The organism is Plectonema radiosum NIES-515, assembly GCF_025753815.1.
GTDB lineage: Bacteria > Cyanobacteriota > Cyanobacteriia > Cyanobacteriales > Nostocaceae > Hassallia > Hassallia radiosum_A.
On record NZ_JAOWRF010000170.1, the window covers coordinates 15898 to 36267 of the forward strand.

19 protein-coding genes and 2 pseudogenes are annotated in these 20370 nt (G+C 39.5%); 11 read left to right on the forward strand and 10 right to left on the reverse strand.

Annotated features, from left to right (window positions below):
• Positions 1–1326 precede the first annotated feature (1326 nt).
• The 3 genes and pseudogenes from OGM63_RS11090 (at position 1327) to OGM63_RS11100 (ending at position 4349) form a co-directional block, all read left to right on the forward strand.
• Positions 1327–2484: pseudogene (locus OGM63_RS11090) on the forward strand (ISAs1 family transposase).
• A 420-nt stretch (positions 2485–2904) separates the two neighbouring features.
• On the forward strand, positions 2905–3354 hold the full coding sequence (locus OGM63_RS11095; protein WP_263745594.1) for a plasmid mobilization protein: 450 nt from the start codon (positions 2905–2907) through the stop codon (positions 3352–3354).
• Positions 3351–4349, forward strand: a complete 999-nt coding sequence (locus tag OGM63_RS11100) for a relaxase/mobilization nuclease domain-containing protein (RefSeq protein ID WP_263745595.1) — start codon at positions 3351–3353, stop codon at positions 4347–4349. The genes OGM63_RS11095 and OGM63_RS11100 overlap by 4 nt, the downstream gene beginning before the upstream one ends.
• 326 nt (positions 4350–4675) lie before the next feature.
• Here the strand turns inward: OGM63_RS11100 and OGM63_RS11105 are convergent, their stop codons facing one another.
• The 4 genes and pseudogenes from OGM63_RS11105 to OGM63_RS11120 form a co-directional block, all read right to left on the reverse strand.
• Positions 4676–4930, reverse strand: coding sequence for a hypothetical protein (locus tag OGM63_RS11105; protein WP_263745596.1), 255 nt, complete (start codon positions 4928–4930; stop codon positions 4676–4678).
• Positions 4923–5414 (reverse strand): AAA family ATPase, encoded by a 492-nt coding sequence (locus OGM63_RS11110; protein ID WP_263745598.1) that lies wholly within the window; start codon positions 5412–5414, stop codon positions 4923–4925. Before OGM63_RS11110 ends, OGM63_RS11105 begins: the two co-directional genes overlap by 8 nt.
• A gap of 17 nt (positions 5415–5431) precedes the next feature.
• A pseudogene (locus OGM63_RS11115) lies at positions 5432–6475 on the reverse strand (transposase family protein); the annotation flags it as partial.
• Positions 6476–6493: 18 nt separating this feature from the next.
• Entirely contained in the window at positions 6494–7129 is a 636-nt protein-coding gene (locus OGM63_RS11120) for a recombinase family protein (RefSeq protein ID WP_263745600.1), read from the reverse strand.
• Between the two features lie 318 nt (positions 7130–7447).
• Between OGM63_RS11120 and OGM63_RS11125 the strand changes: the two genes are divergently transcribed.
• On the forward strand, positions 7448–8131 hold the full coding sequence (locus OGM63_RS11125) for a hypothetical protein (protein ID WP_263745601.1): 684 nt from the start codon (positions 7448–7450) through the stop codon (positions 8129–8131).
• Between the two features lie 92 nt (positions 8132–8223).
• On the opposite strand, the gene OGM63_RS11130 is transcribed toward OGM63_RS11125, so the two are convergent.
• Both OGM63_RS11130 and OGM63_RS11135 read right to left on the reverse strand, forming a co-directional pair.
• On the reverse strand, positions 8224–11802 hold the full coding sequence (locus tag OGM63_RS11130; RefSeq protein ID WP_263745602.1) for a plasmid replication protein, CyRepA1 family: 3579 nt from the start codon (positions 11800–11802) through the stop codon (positions 8224–8226).
• A 347-nt stretch (positions 11803–12149) separates the two neighbouring features.
• Positions 12150–12473: a hypothetical protein gene (locus OGM63_RS11135; protein WP_263745603.1), complete on the reverse strand. Its 324-nt coding sequence runs from the start codon at positions 12471–12473 to the stop codon at positions 12150–12152.
• A gap of 510 nt (positions 12474–12983) precedes the next feature.
• Here OGM63_RS11135 and OGM63_RS11140 point away from each other — a divergent pair.
• The gene (locus OGM63_RS11140) at positions 12984–13328 is read left to right on the forward strand and encodes a hypothetical protein (protein WP_263745604.1); all 345 of its coding nucleotides are present in this window, start codon (positions 12984–12986) and stop codon (positions 13326–13328) included.
• A gap of 464 nt (positions 13329–13792) precedes the next feature.
• Here the strand turns inward: OGM63_RS11140 and OGM63_RS11145 are convergent, their stop codons facing one another.
• Positions 13793–13963: a ribbon-helix-helix domain-containing protein gene (locus tag OGM63_RS11145; RefSeq protein ID WP_263745606.1), complete on the reverse strand. Its 171-nt coding sequence runs from the start codon at positions 13961–13963 to the stop codon at positions 13793–13795.
• A gap of 146 nt (positions 13964–14109) precedes the next feature.
• On the opposite strand from OGM63_RS11145, the gene OGM63_RS11150 reads away from it, so the two are divergent.
• From OGM63_RS11150 to OGM63_RS11175, 6 genes are all read left to right on the forward strand, one after another.
• Positions 14110–14607: a hypothetical protein gene (locus OGM63_RS11150; protein WP_263745608.1), complete on the forward strand. Its 498-nt coding sequence runs from the start codon at positions 14110–14112 to the stop codon at positions 14605–14607.
• Between the two features lie 22 nt (positions 14608–14629).
• Positions 14630–15355: a hypothetical protein gene (locus OGM63_RS11155; protein ID WP_263745609.1), complete on the forward strand. Its 726-nt coding sequence runs from the start codon at positions 14630–14632 to the stop codon at positions 15353–15355.
• A gap of 145 nt (positions 15356–15500) precedes the next feature.
• Positions 15501–16157, forward strand: coding sequence for a hypothetical protein (locus OGM63_RS11160; RefSeq protein ID WP_263745610.1), 657 nt, complete (start codon positions 15501–15503; stop codon positions 16155–16157).
• Positions 16158–16269: 112 nt separating this feature from the next.
• Positions 16270–16848, forward strand: coding sequence for a hypothetical protein (locus tag OGM63_RS11165; protein WP_263745611.1), 579 nt, complete (start codon positions 16270–16272; stop codon positions 16846–16848).
• Positions 16845–18068, forward strand: a complete 1224-nt coding sequence (locus tag OGM63_RS11170; protein WP_263745612.1) for a hypothetical protein — start codon at positions 16845–16847, stop codon at positions 18066–18068. Before OGM63_RS11165 ends, OGM63_RS11170 begins: the two co-directional genes overlap by 4 nt.
• A gap of 507 nt (positions 18069–18575) precedes the next feature.
• Positions 18576–19472 (forward strand): DUF4351 domain-containing protein, encoded by an 897-nt coding sequence (locus OGM63_RS11175; protein WP_263745613.1) that lies wholly within the window; start codon positions 18576–18578, stop codon positions 19470–19472.
• Between the two features lie 211 nt (positions 19473–19683).
• Here the strand turns inward: OGM63_RS11175 and OGM63_RS11180 are convergent, their stop codons facing one another.
• The 3 genes from OGM63_RS11180 to OGM63_RS11190 are packed head-to-tail and all read right to left on the reverse strand — an operon-like array spanning position 19684 to position 20361.
• Positions 19684–19812, reverse strand: coding sequence for a hypothetical protein (locus OGM63_RS11180; protein ID WP_263745614.1), 129 nt, complete (start codon positions 19810–19812; stop codon positions 19684–19686).
• The gene (locus tag OGM63_RS11185) at positions 19802–20047 is read right to left on the reverse strand and encodes an aspartyl protease (RefSeq protein WP_263745615.1); all 246 of its coding nucleotides are present in this window, start codon (positions 20045–20047) and stop codon (positions 19802–19804) included. The genes OGM63_RS11180 and OGM63_RS11185 overlap by 11 nt, the downstream gene beginning before the upstream one ends.
• A complete protein-coding gene (locus OGM63_RS11190; RefSeq protein ID WP_263745616.1) occupies positions 20044–20361 on the reverse strand; it encodes a hypothetical protein in 318 nt (105 codons plus the stop codon). The genes OGM63_RS11185 and OGM63_RS11190 overlap by 4 nt, the downstream gene beginning before the upstream one ends.
• Between the last annotated feature and the right edge of the window lie 9 nt (positions 20362–20370).

The following is a 20370-nucleotide window of genomic DNA, read 5'->3' on the forward strand; positions in this document are numbered from 1 at the left end:
AGGACGGTATCAACGATGGCGCTCAAGCGAACCAGTACTCGCACAGCGAAGTCTTCTATGCTGCCGTCAGATAATTGCCTTGAGCATTACCTGCAAAAACACCATTCCTACAGATAAAAAAGAGATTCTCAGTTTCGCTCTTGTGACTCCCTATACCATAATCTTATACTGAGAAAATGTCATCTCTGGCTATCCCCCACCATCCCTAAACTAACCCCCTACATAGTAGAAGTATTCCCAGTACAAAAGTATTATCACAAATCACCCCGCATTATGGGATAGTTGCGCCTACTCCCGTCATGCCACCGCATTGCTACTGATGCCCAACGACAAAAAACCGAACTATCGCGCCCTCCCCCCACCTGACAAGACTTACCGCCTGAGATATACTTATCGCATACCCCCGTAGATTCTCTGTAGCGAGCAATGGCGGCGTATTACATTTCTGGGTGTGATTTTTAGATTGTAGCGCCACCAAGCTCGCCAAAGTGGGTTCCACCCAGGGCAAACGCGCCTTAAAGTGTAACAATAGATATTGACTGTGTGATCAAAATGTGTCTTAAAACTTTAAATTGGATTGCTAGTATAATAATGTTCGTATTTATTTAGATTTTACTTAGTTTCGTAGCTCCTAAAGTAACTATGAGATTGATATTAAGAATAGCTATAAAGCCTATCAAATAAAGATAAAAAATTATCAATGTTGATAATAAATGCTTTAGGATAGCAATTCAAATTTTCGGAAAATTAGCGATTATTGGCAACAATTATAACCAACACTTAAGCGAGTCTGAATGTTTTAGCTGTGAGATAAAATACAAGTATTTTGGCAAGAAAATATCTTTGTAAAAACAAACACTGAAATCAAAAAATATTTCGTTAAACCCCGTCTTTAAAGACGGGGTATTACTCTTTACAAAAAACCATTATTTTATATGATTAAAGAGAAGAAATAATCTTTCCATGAAATGAAAAAATAAATAAAATTTAGATTTTTTCAGGAGGTATAAATTTTTCTAATTTTCATTTGATCAAACAATCAAATGAAACATCAAAGTATATTGGATCACATATTATTTGGCATAAATACAATTGACAAAATAGCTATAGGTCAAAAATCATCTGATTTTTTGAATATTTTATTTTTAATCCACATTTTGCATTTCATTTTGTAATATACGAAGATTATCAAGTATAGCGATCGCTATCACTATCACCTCATTTTACCGTTGTTTGTGGTTCAATTACCTGAAAATTGCTGTAAATCAATAATAAATAACAATGCTTTTTGTGTATTATTTCTAGTATTAATAATTTCCAAAAGTCATGAAACTAAAACCAAAAATAACAATTTCAGAACATTTTAGTGATATTGATGACCCCAGGATAGAGCGTTCAAAGTTACATAAGTTACCTGATATTATGACGATAGCCATCTGCGCTGTCATTTGTGGAGCAGATACTTGGGAAGACATTGAACTATTTGGTGACTCCAAATATAAATGGTTTAAAGAATTTTTAGAATTACCAAATGGTATTCCATCCCATGATACTTTTTCTCGGGTGTTCTCACTGATTGATCCTTTACAGTTTCAACAATGTTTCGTTAGTTGGGTTCAATCCATTCATCGGTTAACGAATGGAGAATTAATTTCTATTGATGGAAAAACATTACGCCATTCATTTGATACTAAGAATCAGAAAAGTTCTATCCACATAGTTAGCGCTTGGGTAGCTTCTCAAGGGTTAGTATTGGGACAAGTTAAGGTTGATGAAAAATCAAATTAAATAACAGCAATTCCTGAATTATTAAAGGTCTTATCTTTGAAAGGCTGCATTGTAACTATCGATGCTATGGGATGTCAAAAAGAAATTGTTAAACAAATTGTTGAGCAAGGTGGAGATTATGTTATCAACTTAAAAATGAATCAAGGTTCTTTATATGAAAGAGTTGATGACTTATTTAAAGAAGCAATTAAATCTAACTTTCAAGGCTTTGAAGATAGTGAATTACGACTAACGGAACAAGGTCATGGGCGCAATGAAACTAGACTTTGTACTATGTTAACTAATGTTCATGACCTTATAGATTTGGATGGAAAATGGAACAAGCTGACTAGCATAGGTATGATAAATTTCATGCGGACTTCTAAGGATAAAACTACACTCGAAACTCGTTATTTTATTACGAGCTTATCCTGTGAAGCTGATGTTTTAGCACAAATCGTGCGGGCTCACTGGAATATAGAGAACCAATTACATTGGACATTAGATGTAGCGTTTAGAGAAGACGATTGTCGTATTAGAAAGGGTAATGCTGCCCAAAACTTTGCAGTGTTAAGGCATATTTCCTTGAACCTTTTAAATCAAGAAACAAATCTCAAAAAGGGGATAAAGCGTAAACGAAATCTTGCTGGATGGGATAATGAATATTTGATAGAAGTTTTAGCTGGTATCAATCAATTATCAAATAAGAGTAATTAATAGTTTTCTCAATTGGGTTGATGCAATAAAAGCATTTTTCCCCTCGGATTCTCGCATCCTATTTTACTAATAATTAAATCAAATATTAGATTTAATTATTAACTAAACCAATAAATGTAATTTTAAGTATGACTCTGTAACCTGAAGTCTTATACGTAGAAGCTACGTACCTATTATTTTTGCTTTTCGCGCATTTTGGTGCGTTTCCCCTGGGGTTCCACCCCCTTTGGAAACCCCCAAAACTCGATAAAATAACAGTGGATTTAATATCACCGAACCACCTCGCTTTGGAAGCTCTGGCTTCTAGCCGTGGGGTTGCTTACCAATATTAAGCGTGATTATCATTAATCACCTATAAATTTATCGACTTACTATAGATTAAAAAACTTCTTTTATTTATAAAAACTTCCCTATATATAGATGGATAAAAAAACTGAAGCCAAAAAAGTTTTCTCTTCTGGACGCAAGTCAAAACCCAAACCAAAACGAACTAGTCTCGTCAGCTTGCGATTGACTGAGGAGGAAAAAGAAGCTTGGGAAGCCAAAGCCCTTGCTGCTGGTATGGGTAACAATATCTCGAAATTTATCCGCTACTGTGTCGAACACGATCGCATTTATATTGCCCCACCAGTACCAGCTATCAACGAACACATATATATAGAACTGGGGAGAATTGGCAACAACATCAACCAAATTGCCTATGCAATTAACCGTGCTGTCAAGTTAGGAGAGGCGATCGCTATCGCCGCTGACCCCAGGAGCGAAATCGAAGCCCTCAAACCATTGCTGCTTGAAGTCAAACAGATGCTATTGGGACTACCCAACCAACCCGACCAGATATTTCCTTCACTGAGGGAGGAATCCGATTGATTGGCAATATCACCAAGGGGAACGGCTTCTACGGTTGTGTTGCCTACGTCCTGGGTAAAAAAGACGCGCAACTAATCAATACTAATATGGCTGGTGGAACACCTGCCCAACTTGCCTGGGAGTTCCGCAAGTTCGCCAACTTTAACCAGCGTGTTAAGAAACCCGTACTGCACCTATCCTTCAGTCCTGCCCCTGGTGATAGAACCCTCGACGAGTGGGAATTGTGCCAGATAGGACAAGACTTGCTTGACGGGTTGAAACTATCGAACAACCAATTTATTTTGGTGCAGCACAACGATGCCGAATTTGACTCCCAACCCAGACCCCACGCTCATCTGGTCATTAATCGAGTATCCTACGACGGTGAGTGCAATGACGATTATTTGGACTACTACCGTACCGAAAAAATCCTGCGCCAAATCGAACAACAATACGATTTAATTATCCAACCGTCCAGTTGGGAAGTCCAGAAGAAAAAAGCATATCCCAAACACATCGAACAAGCCCAACAATCAGGAGAAACAAATATAGTCGAACGGTTGCAAAATAGTATAGAACAAGCGGCGGCAGATAAACCCGCGATGCCAGTATTTGTAGCACGGTTATTAAAAGAAAATATCCAAGTCGATTGTAAATTTACCCGTACTGGTAAGCTCAAGGGAATTAGCTACTGTGTGGATGGACAGCCGTTCAAGGGTGGGGATTTAGGGAAGTTATATACACACATTGGTATCCGGGAACATTTAAAAGTTAGCTATCTTGAAGATTATCGATATCCAATTGAGTCGGTAATTGAAAGTTTTAAACGTGGTAGGGAAATTGATGACGATCGAATAAATCACCTGCAATCGTGGGTGTATTGGCGCAAACAAGATTCTTCATCTGAGTCCGAATCTGAAGACACAACAACTATTGATACAAAGGATATTAACGACAACTCCCGCTCTCTTACATTCCCAACCGCACAACCTACCTGTAAGAAACTGCAAACATAAACGCTTCAAACTGCAAACAAGCCAATGAGCGAAACCACATTAACTGCAAATAGAGGGGGTCTCAAAACCACATTATCTGCAAATGAAACCAAATTAGCTGCAAACAAACCACATTATTTGCAAACAGACCACATTGACTGCAAATAGCCTGAAAGCCTTGTAGAGAGGTTTTTTTGTTTTTGAGCCTCAAAACTGTCCAAGTTATATGAACTTTTAAGCTGGACATTTTATGTCTATTTATCTATATATAAACTGGACACTTTTAAAACAGAAAAATTCCATAAGTGGTTTTTTCCATTTTTTTGTAAATTTAATGACTAATTTATTTAATTCCTCTCTGACGCATACAAAGGAATTCCAATTTTTAGCATCTGGTCTCTCAAATCTTCTGTTCGACCAGGAGGTAATTGAGAGTGTAAAAAAGAGTTAATCTCACTTGTCCGTACATTTAATAATTCAGCTAGTACTTTAGCACTATAGCCATGCCGTATTAAACGAGGTTCTAAATCGTTAAGTCCAACAGACAATACCGCTTCAACCATTTCAATAGTTACAGGTTTAGTTGCAGCGATATCACGCATCTTCAAATACTCTTTGTAAGTAATGTTCGATTTGTAACGGAGTCATTAATCGTTCTGCCAAAAAAGCAATTGCCTCATCGGTAATCAAATCTTCAGGCAGATGACCATCGTGAATACACTCATTTAATAGCCATTTTATATACTCAGCCTGATGCCCTCGGATACCTTCTAAGCTAAAAACATTTGTTCTAGCCCCAATTTCTTCTAATGATGGTCGGCGTAAATCGTTTTTTAGCTTAGGATGCCCTACCAAAACCACAGATAAAGTGCCACCATTGTTGCGTACCAATTCAATGATTCGCTTAATTTGTACTAAAGTGCTATGTTGAAGGTCATGAGCTTCATCCACAAAAAGTACTACAGTTTTGCGACATTTTTGAATTAAAGCTAATAATTTTCGTTCCCTAAGTTCTGGTTGGGTGGGTGGTTTGGCATCTTTTTCCGTACTTAAGTCCCAAAATAAAGCAGTCATTAAAACAGACATGCTAACCTTACCTTTTGACACATTTCCCTAATTCCATTGTTGGGTTGGCTATCTACCCAATCTTCAATCCGGGAATGGGATTCGCTGCGATGGGGACGACTATTGTAATGCAGCAAAAACTTCATCAACCAAGCATTAGCCTCTGCTTCGGTCTCCGGTTCGTGCAAGTGGTAGAGGGTTTCATGCATTTCTTTGACGGTGCGAAACGGTCGTTCCACCTTGCCTTTGGAACGAGCCGTTACCCGACGTCCATCTTTGCCATTGGGTAAATGGGTACGTACATCAATCCCTAAATCTGCCATCACTTTTTGAAATACCAAGCTTTTGGCAATGGGACCGTTATCCATATAGAGCATTTTGGGAATGCCTTCAAAGGGAAAGTCGGATTCTGCCTTTTTTGACATGGCAGCAAACATAAATCGCAGTGCTGCTTCTACGTCTTCACCGTAAACACCGTTGTACTCCTGGTAGGAAACACCACTACGGTCATCGACGACGCTATAAAGCATTAACAGGGGATGTCCCCGTCCCGGTTCTATCCAGGTTGGTGCTTTTACATGCTTGAGGTCGCTTGGGCTAAGGTCAAAATGCCAGCATTCGTTGCTATATTCGGCTTGGAAGCGGACAGCAGGTGGCTGGCGTATCAAGGTATCGCGGTCGTAACCCCATTTTTTGAGGTAACGATTGACGGTGGTTGGTTTTAATAGCCCTTCTGGGGCTGTGACATGACCGTCTGGAGTATTGATCCCGTCAGATTCTAAAAGGCGAATTGCCTGTACGGTGGATAAATGGCGACCTTTGCGGTTTGATGTACGTATCTTAATGGCAGCAATTATTTCGCAGTAGCGTTCCAGTCCAGCTTGGGGGATCACGCGGGGGACATCGCGGTCGGCACGACGCACTGACGAAAGGTGCATATTTTCTCGTAACGCCCGATACACTGTATCTTCGGAAATACCATACAAGTGAGCTATTTCCTGCACTAAGGCTCGACGTTCTTTACTACGCGGTGGTAATTGGTTGAGACGACGACGTAGGTCTACTATCGCTTCTGCTGGAATTTGTTTCTTTGGCATCAATTACGCCCTCGTAACAATTGGGGAGTGACGCGGGTGGAGATGTTTACGCCCTAACCAGTCGTAGAGAGTGGAAGGGGAGCAATCTACGAGTTTGGCAATGGAACGCTTACTGATACCTTTGTCTAAATACTTACGAATTTCTGCTTCCCTTGTGTCCAGTTTTAAATGTGTAGATTGTCGCCCTTTAGGTCGCCCCAGGATTTTGCCCTCAGCTTTGCGTTTGGCAAGGGCTTCAGTTGTTCTGAGTACAATTAATTCCCGCTCGATTTCTGCTGCCAAACCTAAAACTGTTGCTGTAATTCGGCTTTGCATTGAGCCATCTAATACCATACCTTGTTTGGCGATATGGACATTGATTCTCCGACGCACGCAGCACTCCAACATTTCTAATACTTGCAGGGTAGAGCGTGCCATCCGACTGACTTCTGAGAAAATTACGACATCTTCGGCAATAGCTGTTTCTGTTAGTAGCAGTCCTATGCCACGCGACTCCCATTTCTCCCGTCCAGAAACAGTATCCTCTATAAACTGAATCGGACTCAAAGCATGTACGTTGGCATATTCTAAAATGCCATGTCGTTGGTTGTGCAGGTCTTGGTGGTCGGTAGATACCCTCAAATAAGCATAAATAACCATATAGTCACTCAAGTTACAGTTTAAACCGCAATTTGTATTTAACCGAACGTATATAGTTCAAATTAAACCACAATTAGTGTACATATGTGTCCGGTTAAAAAGTTCATATAACTTGGACAGTTTTGAGGCTCAAAAACAAAAAAACCTCTCTACAAGGCTTTCAGGCTATTTGCAGTCAATGTGGTCTGTTTGCAAATAATGTGGTTTGTTTGCAGCTAATTTGATTTCATTTGCAGATAATGTGGTTTTGAGACCCCCTCTATTTGCAGTTAATGTGGTTTCGCTCATTGGCTTGTTTGCAGTTTGAAGCGTTTATGTTTGCAGTTTCTTACACCTACCCCCTTACAATCTCAAAAACCACAGCCCAACTTTCAATCCGCAATTGGATTGCAACCCCCTTTGAACACAACCGAAGAAACAACCCGAAGCCAAGAATTTGAGGAAGTACCAGCACTTATAACTCAGGAGGGCGATAGTGAAATTATTCAATGCGGTGCAGCCGAACCACCCGCACCACCACCGGAGGTACGCACTGTAGCACCAACTGGCGAAGTGACAATAACGTTATTGTCGGATGACAAAACACCGTCTCTTGAGGGTTTACCCTCTTCGATGGCGAGTGAGCAATCGCTCTACGCGGCGAACGCACGACTTGAAGCACCATTAGTTGCAACTCCAACCAACAGTGACGACAGCACAAAAGTGCAACACGAGAACGCGACTTTGATCGCACAAACTGTACTCTTGTTGTGGTCACAACAAGACCTAGTTAAAAAGTCGAAGAAGTACTCTCTTCTTCTCGGTGAGGACAACTTTATATATGTAAGCCACAAGTCAGGAGAAATAATTGCGTCCATTCCCCTCAATGAGAATCAAACCCCCCAAGGGATTGCGCTTACAAAAGTTGATGTAGATAATTTCCAAAAAATACAACAAATATTGGATGCTCGTCAGAAATTACAGACTAAACCAAGTAATTTAGCTGGTGGTATAGAACTGTAAAGCAGCCAGAGCTATAGTTATACGGGTTAGATTCTAAAAACACATTTTACAAGCGTCTCGGCACAATGCCATTACTGCTCAACCCTACCCCCCTACATTAATTGCGGTTGGGAATGTTTTTTTAAGAACGCTAACCTTTCCCTCTCCGGTTGAGAAAGCAATGCCCAAGCCACTTGCCTCTCCTTACGTTCATAAAGTTCAAGAAAATCCACGACCAATTCCCACGAGTCGCACCCATATAGAATTTCAGGCATACTCAATTCAAATTCTACTATTTGTTGCGAGTCGCGGTTTAGCCGAATTTCCTCCAACTGTTCTTTATCCACAGTCAGTTCGACTTTTATAAGCTTATTAACCAAATGAGGATTTTCTAACGGGTCTAAATCCGGTACAAAAACTGTCCCCGACTGGCTGGAGATATAGTATTTCTTATATCTTTGGCTAGTTGGGGACAGTTCTGGGCTTTGTGAAAATCTCTTGTCAATCGCCTGTAACACAAAACGTGTAGTACTGTCAAATTTCGGTAAGGTGGTAGGATCTAGATCGTAGAAATACTTTCTTTCACCCCCTCCAACACGACGGCGATCGCGCACTATTTCAATACCTATTTTCTCCAAAACTCGTCTTAGCAAATAAGCCGGATCGCTATCAGCAGCAGCATTAATCGCCAACACAGCACGCAATTTGTAAGAATTTTTAACACAAACCCGTTTAAAATCAAGAATTAATTCCTCTTCCCCAGTCCATCCCCCAGATTTTCTACTCAACTTATCAACCAAAGAAGGCACACCCAAATCACACAACACGCTTGCTTGCATTGCACGGGAGCGCATATCCCAAATCTCATCACCGTAATTAAGGGATTTTAGCCAGCGCTCAACATCAAACATTTTTTGTTTTTCCAGATTATCCATAGCCCAGCGTAATTCCAGCCGACTGATATAATCTGGGTCTTTAAAGTGTTTTTCGTATATAAAATCAGCATCAAAATCAAAACCTGGTAGTCTATGTTTTAAAATTGCTTTTATAGCTTTGTGTCTATCTGATGGTGTCAGCATCATCGATTCCCAAAGCTTTAGAGCTTGCTCGTAACTTATATCTGATGCTGAATAAATAGATGAAGATTCCTCTTTCAGCCATTCGTCGCGAGCCTCATTAATATTTTTAAAAGACTCATAAACTTGCATGGACATTTCTGAGGCATTATGCCCTATATTCTGTAAATCTCGAATCAGCGATTCTCGCAAATTAGCACGACTGTGATTATCAAGTGCTGTATAGCTACAAACAGCTTTAAAATGTGGTGATTGCCACTTCTTAGAATTAGGATTAATCAATTGTTCGAGATTGTCAATCACACTAGTAGCCTCGTTTTTCTCAGGTAAATAATTGCAGATTCCCAACAAATCTATAGCTTGTTGGTGGTTGTTAAAATAATTGCGAGCCACAACTTCTGGAAGCGGAGAGCGAGAGGCTTGATTATCCAAGAGAGAATAAGTTTTGCAGAAGACAATCCGCTCTACAGGCTGTCTGTACCGTGCCAGCATCTGCATAATTTGCCGGTGGTTTATCACCCCAAAAAATGCACCGTACACCCGCTCAAAATAAGGAAGAGTAATATCCAAGCTACTTTCAGCGGTAGGAGATATCAATACTACTTGCGGTTTATTTTCTGCTAAATACTCGTTGGGGTTTTGCAGGAACTTGTTAACAGCAGAACTTGTCTTGGGGTCAGCTTTTGTATAGCTATCAACCCGTAAAACATCAAGACCAAAAGACTCTAAAACAATTTGTAAACCAACTAAGTTGCGTTGTGCGTCACTGACAACTAGCAATTTATTGCCAAGAGCAGCATCATAAACAAGTCCTTTCTCAAAGCCCCCACGAGCATTTTTCATTTCTCGGACTTGACCATTTTTCAGTACTTTCTTTTCACCACCATATACGCTGACATTCCATGCTGGAACTTGTCCTTTATTCCAAATTCCAAATATGTTTTTCCCAGAAATTTCTTGTAAATATCTAGAAGAAATTGCAGTGAGGTCAGCATCGAAGCAAAATACATAATCAGCTTCATGTATCAGACGAACAAAACTTTCAATAATAATCCGACGACGCTTGCGGCAGGTGCTTCCTGCTAGCATGTGCTGCAATAGTTTATCGACTTCTTCGAGGATTAAGACTTTTCGGGATGACAATAAAAAGCAAGAATCAACACAAGCAGCAATCCAAGAACAAAGCGAGCGTAACCTTTTATTTAAACGCTTGTCGGTAGTGGAAATATGATGGAGGTGAATGACTTTATCTTGAGATTTTTCACAAAATTGTTGTAGTAAAGAATTGCGGTAAGATAGTACGGTGCCTTCGCTAAAATGTTCGACAATTTTGAGGGCAAGTGTAGATTTACCAGTTGCCATTCCCGATTTCAAAAGATAAACACCTTTGGCGAGATTATTGAGGTTTAAGTTAAGGAATCTCTCTTCTTTTATCGAATCTGCCCACGGGGAGAAATCTTCTAAATATTGTTGCGCTGCTTGAACTCTTTCTTGGTAATCACCAAAATTAAGTGCCTTTTTATCAAACCAATTATCCTCTGACTGGAGTCCACCATGCTCACGGGCATACGCTAGGAATTGCTGCCAACTGATATAATCAATTTCGCTTCCAGAAGGCAGTTCGTCGATATCCTGGTGCTGTTCCTTATCAAGCTGTCCCCACCAACCAACACGGACGAATAATCCCAGGCTGCGGAAGAATTCGTATTGACGAATCCAGCGACGGATCACTTGGGGGTTTTTCACGTCCCCGGCATCTGGGAGAATTGTCGCGGTGGTTATATTAAAAGATGTGACAATTTCTTGAAATTGTTCGGGGGAACCGCTGAAGTTACCACTTGCTGCACCAATTGTTAGGCGATCGCGTTTGTGAGCGGCAATTAGGGGTTTGAGTAAACCCTCGGTAATCCATGCCTCGCCAGAAGTGTCGCCACCTGGAATAATGGTGATAGGTAGTTCGCCGTTTTGAAGGTGGCTGGATTTATAGCCTTTTAGCCAGCGATATTTGCCACCGTCGGCTTCGTTGTCAAGCCGAATTTGTCCGCCGTGGATTTCCCCAAGTTTGTTTATTGCGGGGCAGTATATCCCCTCAGATGCCACGCTAAGACTACTGGAGCGTACACCGGGGTAGTTTACGGGAAATAGGGCAGGTAGCCTAGAGCCAGGGGAAACACTGAAAAATCCGACTTGATCGATTATTTCATCAGTTAGTCCGCGCAATCGCAGGTTGTCCCGGTGACGACGAGATAATCCGAAATGTTGGGCTAATTTCTTAGTTGCAGCATTAATGGATGCTGGGGGGAGCTTTCCTTTGGCTTCTGCTTCTATTGCTTGTCTACGGTTACTTTCCCATTGCGATCGCAATTCCTCCCAACGCTCTAGTGAGCGATCGTCTCGCCCAGAGTCGGCACTTTCTGCAACCAGAATACCCCAAAATGCACCGCCCTTGGCATCGCCTAAATATTTCCAGCCGGGAATACTTTGGTGGGTGTTGAGGCACATTATAAGAGTGCGATCGCGTTTAATTTGGCAATCCCATTTGTTATTACCGCAGGCTGGACACAATAAGTGACGGTTAGTGCGGATAAAATCTTTTTTGTTAAATAAAGCAACCATGTTTACATCTCCTGGCAATAAAAGCGTGTTGCCCCGTGGAGAGAGTTGGTGCTAGTTGGTTCGTTTGATGTCGTAGCCAGAATGAATGGAAATTATTCGCATTCACGATCCGCTATATTCTTCAATCAAGATTAAAAATTTATTTGCGTGTCCTGTATCAGGCATCGTACCGAAAACCGTGTAATTTCCTGCACTTTTGGTCTGAAAACCCATATCCTGTCTTTCTTTTGATAGAAATCGAAGCACGCAAGTAAACAGTTGTTTCAAGTAAAGAATTGCTTTGCTGGCTTTCCCTCAGGAACCAGCTATAGAGAAACCAAATCCTTCTCACGGGAAAAAGTTGGACTCTATAGATGGGTGAAAAAATTATCCGATTCGGTTAAGGAGCGAAAGTTAGAGTCGTTATCAAGCCAAAAGTCAGATAATTTGTGAAATGTCAGCTTTTTCACACAATTTGAAGCTTGCGTCTTCCTTTCTTTCTGTAATCGGTAGAAATTAATTTGTCCACAGCAAGAAAATCCCAACTCGCGTAATGCTTTTACTAGTGCTGGGATATACAGCTTCTTTAATTCGGAATTCTTAGGTAAATCTAGCTCCGATGCTTGTGGAGACTGATTTTTATAATTTTTATCTGCGGTCGATTTTGGTTGATGCTCTGTAAGTAATACCATTTTTCGCTACCGGATGATTGTGGTGGTCATCGGTAGCCGCTATGGATCGTTAGCAAAAAACTGCAATTTAGCCTAAAATTGAGCTGTTACACAAAAAAATATTTGATTTGATTTTCTCTATAAAGTCAAAGTTGGTTGGTATTCCAACTTTGTTGTGAGCGACTGGTAATCGTCTCATTGGACTAGTGACTGGCAAGGCAACAACAGCGGTTGTATTTAACAAAGCGGTTGTATTTTAGGCTTCCTTCAGTTTCTTGGACTAACAACAAAGCGACTACCAGCTTTTTTCTTTTTTAGGAAATGCAAATTTACTTTTGGTCTTCATAGTCTCTTCACCTCTTAGATGCTTTTGTTTAACCCACAGAGTAGTACAATGAGCTACTCTAAGTAATCAACACTACTATACTGTAAAAAGTAGCTGAACATTTCTCAACTACCTCCTGATTTATGTCCTTCGTAAAGATTGACCCAAAGGACTGCTCGCCACTGGGAAAATTTATCCTTGAATATATGGAAGAAACCGGCACACCCATGCAACACCTCGCTAACCGGGCTGGTTTAACACGACCTGGATTGCGAGGGATGTGCTTTGTACAAGGGAATCCGACAGAAAGCAGCTTGATAAAACTTGCTCGCGCAATGGGGGTAGCACCTGCCCAACTGTATAAATTAGCGTACCAAAACAGAGTTGAAAATCCCTACAACGCTGATGCAATCGACCTCTTCATTGAGGGAGTTGATACTATTCTTAAAGCAATGCGTAAAGTAGTTGAACAACAACCCGAACATCAAAGACCTTCCGAATCGGAGCTTCTTGAGAGAGCTATTAGGACTGTTAAGTCGTTACAAGGGTAGGAATTTTTTTGCTACCACGCTCCCATAGGTCACAACCAACACTCAGGCAAACACCAAAAAAGATAACAGACTGGAATTATAAGTTTAAAAGTCAGTTACTACTGTGAAAATCCAGATTTTTATAGTAGTAACTAAAAATATTGATGCAAACCAATTAACTATGGCACTTCTGTTATTTAAAAAGCTGAAACCCTTATAGAATCAGCAAGTGCAATAAGAGTCAAAAAAGTGCAACTACACGTTCTGGCAGTTCAATTTTAATGAGTGTGTCGCCACGTTGCAATGCCTGCACTCAACACATGTCACAACATCAAACCCTTATAAACACAGGGTTTAAATCTGCTGCAATAGTATAAGCAATACAAGAAGTAATCTAAAAATACTACAAACGGCAGAACTACTGTTTCAGCCCTATAGCTGTATGGCAATATGGCAGTTTTGGCAGTAAGAAAATAAACCAAAATTTAGGATTTTTCCTGCTTTTGTCGTCTTTGCTCCAAAGCTTCCTTCATTAGAACCACCATCATTTGACTGACGGTTCGGCTTTCGTCAACAGCCAAGTTATCGATTTCGCTATAAATTTCAATAGGTACAACTATACTAGTTTTCTTACTTTTTTCTGGATTGACGGGCATCCCTATCTTCCATGTGCTTCACTCATCAGCCCCGCTAATTATCGCATAAGTTTTTTGTCAAAAAACTTAATGACTCCAAGGTGAAGATTAGTGCTTCACTTAGCTTCACCTATGCTAGTATTATTCTGTTTGGTAATACGACAATTATGGCACTGACAAATAATGCACGATTGAAAGCTTTTTTTGAGCTTAAATACGGCAAGCCAATTTCAGATAGGTCATGGTACAGAATTAAATCTGATATTAGAGTTTTAGGGCTGGAAGTAAACCTTGAAACAGTAGGTATGGCAGCAGATTTAAAGAAAAAAACCATGTTCCTAAAATTGCCGTTATTCATACTTATGGAACAGTATTTAGCAGCTGTAAACGACACCAACAATATAGTTGTATCCGGTGAAGAGGTCTTCAAATATCTCCAAAAAATAACGGAGAGTAAAGCTCATAAGACAACAATTATTAGGTGGTTCGCTTCCGTTGAACCTGTAAATAATCGACACTTTGATAAAAACAGAAAATACGCAGGTAAAGAACTAATACCTGTAGTATTAGCAGCAAGATTATACGTCAAAAAACACTTGCCTGACGCAACCAACAAATCAGTAAATCCCCAGACTGTTAATATCAAATCCAAACAAGTTGCGTAACGGTCGCTAAAGGAGAAATCAAATGACCACCTACACCAAAAGAATCCAATCTCGGCTCAACCGCATGGGCATTAAAAAATCACTAGCTGAAATAAGAGAAGTTTACACTTATCTTGTTGTTGATAAAGATAACCCAACAGAAGAAGAAATTACTTCTATAGTAGAAAGTTTTATGACTGCAATCGCAGCAATTGAAACAACAGAAACAGCCTCAGAATTAACAACAATCCAATCTTCAGATGAACAACAATCGCCCCAGTCGGAAAAAGTAACAAATAATCCAATTCAGCCAGTGTCAGCAACACAAGCTGAATTAGATGGAGTTGACGAAATACTGAGTCAGGAGAGCGGTGAAGTAGTAGAAACATCATCCATAGTATTTAGTACCGAACAGAAGCAAGATTTAATCACAACCCAAGCATCATTTTTAGGGATTGAACTATCTGATGTAGAAGTAGCCGACTTAGCATCAACCGTTGGGGATAAATTCACAGATTATGCAGAATTTATTCGAGAAGTAACTTCAGCAATTAAATTGTATGCCGACCATCACTATGATTCTTTAGAACAATCCATCGAAGATACCCATAAAGATTTAAAGAATCATTTTGCATACCGAGAAAGGCAACTCAATCAAAAGTTTGTAGAAGGTTTAGGCAATGTGAAAACGGCACTGTCGGTGAGCCAGTCAAACCTCAAAAGAACAAAAGCTACAATCCTCTCACGGCTCAACATCAAGGGAGCATAAACTTTATTTCTTGATATTGGGGCTGTGTTTTTTACCGCTATTAATTCAATTGTTGTGGAGTTTCCGACCTTTGACCCCCAGCCAGCAACGACAAAGGTTAGTCGAGCTTTCTTTTCATCTGTAAAGAACATTGCAAGGATTAATTATGAAAAACAAAGCCAAAGTTCGTGACCACGTATCAGGCTACGGTAAGCAAATAACCAAAGCTACAAATCTTCATTTTGGCATCAACAATGCTTTGATTATCAAAGCCGTAAACGGAGACGAGAAAGCCCTTAAACAGATTGGCGATATGGGTAAGCTGGGGGAGAGACTAGCTACGTCTATGCCACTTATCCGCGAGAATCTTAAAGCTTATATCGAGGGAACAACCGAATACAACACAGCCCTAGCTGATATTTATAAAAGTGGTGGTAAAGGTGCTGCTTCAATTGATAAATCTGCTAGCGATGTAAAGATCGAAAACAGCCGTTACAACAACCTGATTTCAGAGTATAAAACTAGTTTATTTGCCAAGCTAGAGTCTGAGAATCAACGTCACGATGATGCGCTGGACGTGATTGAATTACAGGCTTGGATAGATACTCAAATGGCTACAGTTAACGCCAAAGCTAGCCTTGAATCTATCAGCAATAAGCCATTCTTAGCGCAAATGAAAGCCGACGCGGATTACGAAGATAAAAAGATTAAACACCTACTAGAGAATGGCTCAGACAGCGATTTAAGCCTGATTCCCAAAAAGCATTACTCAACAAACCCAGTAATTAAGTTTTGGAACAATATTAGAGATATTTTCAGTTAATTAAAAAACCTCCAGACAGAATTGTAACTGGAGGATATTTTCAGTTAATTAAAAAGCCTCCAGACAGAATTGTAACTGGAGGTAAAAAATAAACAATTCATTGCTTATTTTTATGATGCCTGAATTTGAATTAGGAGAGGATACCAGCCAAGAATCAAATTATCCAATCCAAGAAGATACTGCATTTACTCCCGATGAAATCTCAGCTATTAAAGCCTACAAAGATAATCTCAACCGAAAGCTGAGTAAGAATCGAAGTATCTTAAAGGGATTAGAGACAAGCTTTTGGGGAATTACTTCCTACAGTTTAGCTAGATTTTTGATTATTACCAGTGGAACACAAGGAATAGCATTAGCAATAGCATCAATCCTCTTAATCAATCAAATAACCAATAGAGAAGTATTTGATGGAATAAATATTAATCGTAAAGATGGACAATGGTCAGCTGACAATATGGGCAAACTTATCAAATTTGGATTTTCAACCTTAGTAACTGCATTTGTAATATGGAGTGCCTTGGGTAGTTTTTTGAACATTGTTAACTCATCAAAACAAACCTACAACCAATTGCAGGATACAGTTACAGCTTTCAATAAGCTACCAGAAGACAAGCAAAATGGATTTATTGTTGTAGGTGGTTTACTCGTCTTAGCTGGTATCTACACGATTATTGACTCAAAAAGAAGATGAAAGTCTACTCAGGGTTAACAGTTATCGGGGTAGTAATTGCTTTATCAAGTGCGATGTATTTAAGTCAGTCGAATCGTCCGTATGACCTAGTAGCAATTAAATTCTGCCCGAAAACTGCCAACTTACCACCTCGCTACGGTGAAGAATTTAGTCAACGTTCGCAAGAGACTTTAGATAAAAAGTATTGCTCTTACGAACATAAATTGCTCAAAGAGATATGGTCACAAAAGCAATTTGAATCGTCTACACCATTACCCGAATCATCATTCAGCATTCGTCACATTCCTGCTAGTAATAAGAATGCAATTTGGTTTTTAGTTGCTCCTGTAGCTTCTGGAATCGCTTACTTAAGTTGGACTAAAAAGGCAGAAATAGACGAACTCTCAGCACACTACGAGTTAGAAGCTTATAAAAATTGTATTAAATTAACCACAGTTTCGAGTCAAAATGAGAGAGAATTTAAGACGCTTCAAACTAATCAAACATGGGATAAACAAAAAGTAAAGCATGGTTTTATATCCATTGAAGCGATGCAAGATAAGTTAAAACGTTCCTCTCTTATACAGGATAAAACCCACACATCTACTCTCAAACAGTTTGACTTAGCCGATTCCGATATGGATAAAAAGATTGCTGAAAACTTGAAAGATAAACACAAAGCTGATAAAGAATCCCAAAAGATACTAGGTAAAAAGTCCGGTAATGATTCAGAAACATCAAGTAACCCAGATTCCTATATCCAAGAAAGAGTCAACCAACTATTAGAAGCATTAAAACAATGGGAAGATGGTTGGTTGTACACAATTATCAAAAATAATAAACCTTTGTGGTTAATTGGTTCCCAAGGAAGCGGTAAAACTAACACAGCAGGGTGTATTGCAATCATCCGTAAATATTGCTTTGATGCTCCAATATATCAGCTTATCGACCGTCACGCTACGGGTGAAAATTGGCAGGTGTGGCAATTATTAGATGCACAAATTAAAGCAGAATCAGAATCAGAAATCGGACAGGCTTTAGAGGATGCTTGCTCACGTTGGTTAACGAGAATTAAAGAAGTACCAAAACAAAAGCAACAGCTAGTTATTGATGAATTTACCAACCTCAAGAAAATAGCATCTTGTAAAGAATCAGCTATGAAGTTTTTCTCCATGCACCTTACTGATACCAGAAAAGCGGGCATAGTATTTTATTGGCATCAATCATTATTTTACCAATGAAAGCACCGTAGAAGGTACATTTGAAGCACGTAAGGCTGGCACGATTCAAATCAAAAAGTTTTCTGCAAATGGTGAAACACCATTACCAAGAGTACAAATTGTACATGGTTTGGTGGATAGCAATGGGAATGAATTAGAAGAAGTTGAGGTGACGCTACCTAGTTGGTTTGAGGCAGTCAAGATTTACAACCATTTCAACGGTAGTAAACTCGACTTTGAAGGATAACTAATGAATAACCAACCAAATTTATTTAAGATGACTTAATTCAGATTGATAGCATCAATTAATTCATTTTCATAAAAATATAGCTACCATAACAGGATTTATATTTATTCAGACAATTGTAATTAACATACGTTTACAACCCGCGATTGCATCGCTGGAAGGATTATATTGTCGTAAGTAAGAACGTTTGCATACAAGCAACTGGAATACATTATTTTTTTTGATAAAAAAAGGTAAAATAATACTAATTGTATCTACAAAATTTCAGATAATAAAATTAAATGACGCGCTTTATACATGACAAGTTCGCCAAGGACTATCTTGAAGAGTTACTAAAAGATTACGGAGAAGTCAAGCCGTCGGAAAAAGTTTCAGGAGAGATTAAAGAAATAGATGTTTTATTCACTCCTTCTAAACAGCAAAGCTCTAATTTACAAGTGCTGGGATTACTCGGAAGATTTGCCGAATATCCTGCAATATTAGAACCATTCCGCAATCCTGCCTCTACCGACGAAATATGCGATTGTATTCTAAAATTATTAGAAGTAAAGGGTGGATTGCGACGAGAAGCCAAAGCAAATAAAACCAAACTCCAAGAAGAGAAAATACCCAAATTGTGGATTTTTACTCCAACCATATCTGAACGCTTATTATTTAGCTTTAACGTTAACCAAAAAGAGGGGTGGTTATCAGGAGTATACTTTTTAGGTGATGCCTTACGGACAGCAATTGTAGCGATACATCAATTACCGGAAACACCGGAGACGTTGTGGTTGAGATTATTGGGTAGAGGAAGTAAACAAGAACAAGCTATTGTCGAGTTGCAAGCGTTACCATTAAATCATCCATACCAAAAGGCAACACTCGAATTAGTTTACAACTTGCGTGAAAATTTGAGAATTAATCAAGAATTATCAGAAGATGATCGGGAGTTAATTATGCGATTAGAACCACTTTACCAAAGAGATAGGGAACAAGCTATACAGTTCGGAAATAAACAAGGAGAACAACGTCTAGTTCTACGCTTACTCAATCGCCGTATTGGTGAAATTGATGCATCATTAATCGAGCGAGTTCAAGGATTATCTATTGAACAATTAGAGAATTTAGGAGAAGCATTATTAGACTTTTCTAGTGTTGCTGATTTATCAGCTTGGTTGAGCCAACAAGAAGAATAAATAACCGGGAAAATAGTTAAATTTTGACACTCTCAAAATAGAATTCGGGAGAGTGTCAATGACAAATAGTTTATTACATTAAGCTGTCGTCAATGCCCATACCCCATACCCTTCTTAATCCCATAACGACACACTTGGATGTGAGTCGCCCCGTCAGTTTAAATGTTGATAAAAATTATTTCTTATGATAAAGAATCCGCAAGGAATAGGGTCATCCCAACGTCAATTCACCCGATGGCATATCAACAACCAACCGTCGAGTAGTTAGCCATTGACGACCGAGTAAAACTTCAGTTAAATCTTTACCAACGTGAACGGGAATGTCGAACTCACGTTGCATCAATTCGTACCTTACCTGCGTAGATGTCAAATCTTACATCTCCCCGTGCAGGGAGCATAATTTGTTGGTCAAAATAAGTCCAACCAAGTGCATCTAAATCTTGGTCATTAATTGCCAACCAGTATGAAAAACCTGTGTCGAGCATCGCATCAACTGGTAATTCTAATCCATCGGATGTTATTAAATTAATCTCGAAAAGTAGCGCATCCTCATCACCAAAAAAACCGTCTATCATATCGTGCCGCAAGCCCCAGATTCATTAATTCGGAAAGTATGGTGTATTTTACCAGGATGCTTTTCACGACACTGTTGCCAAACCACTTCTAAATTTTTATCGACGAAATACTCTCCACTATCGGGTTCAACCGTCATATACCAGTTGTAATGAGTCTCAATCAATTCCGATTTGACTTTATCAAATATTGGTTTACAACGTTGGTAAAAAGCTTCGCGTTCGGCTGAACGTTGCGCTTTTTGTTCCTCTGTCCACTGGATTGAAGGGAATATTCGTCCCCTGCGTGCGGTACGAGTCGGTTTGGTTTCAGTCATGGTTGGTTC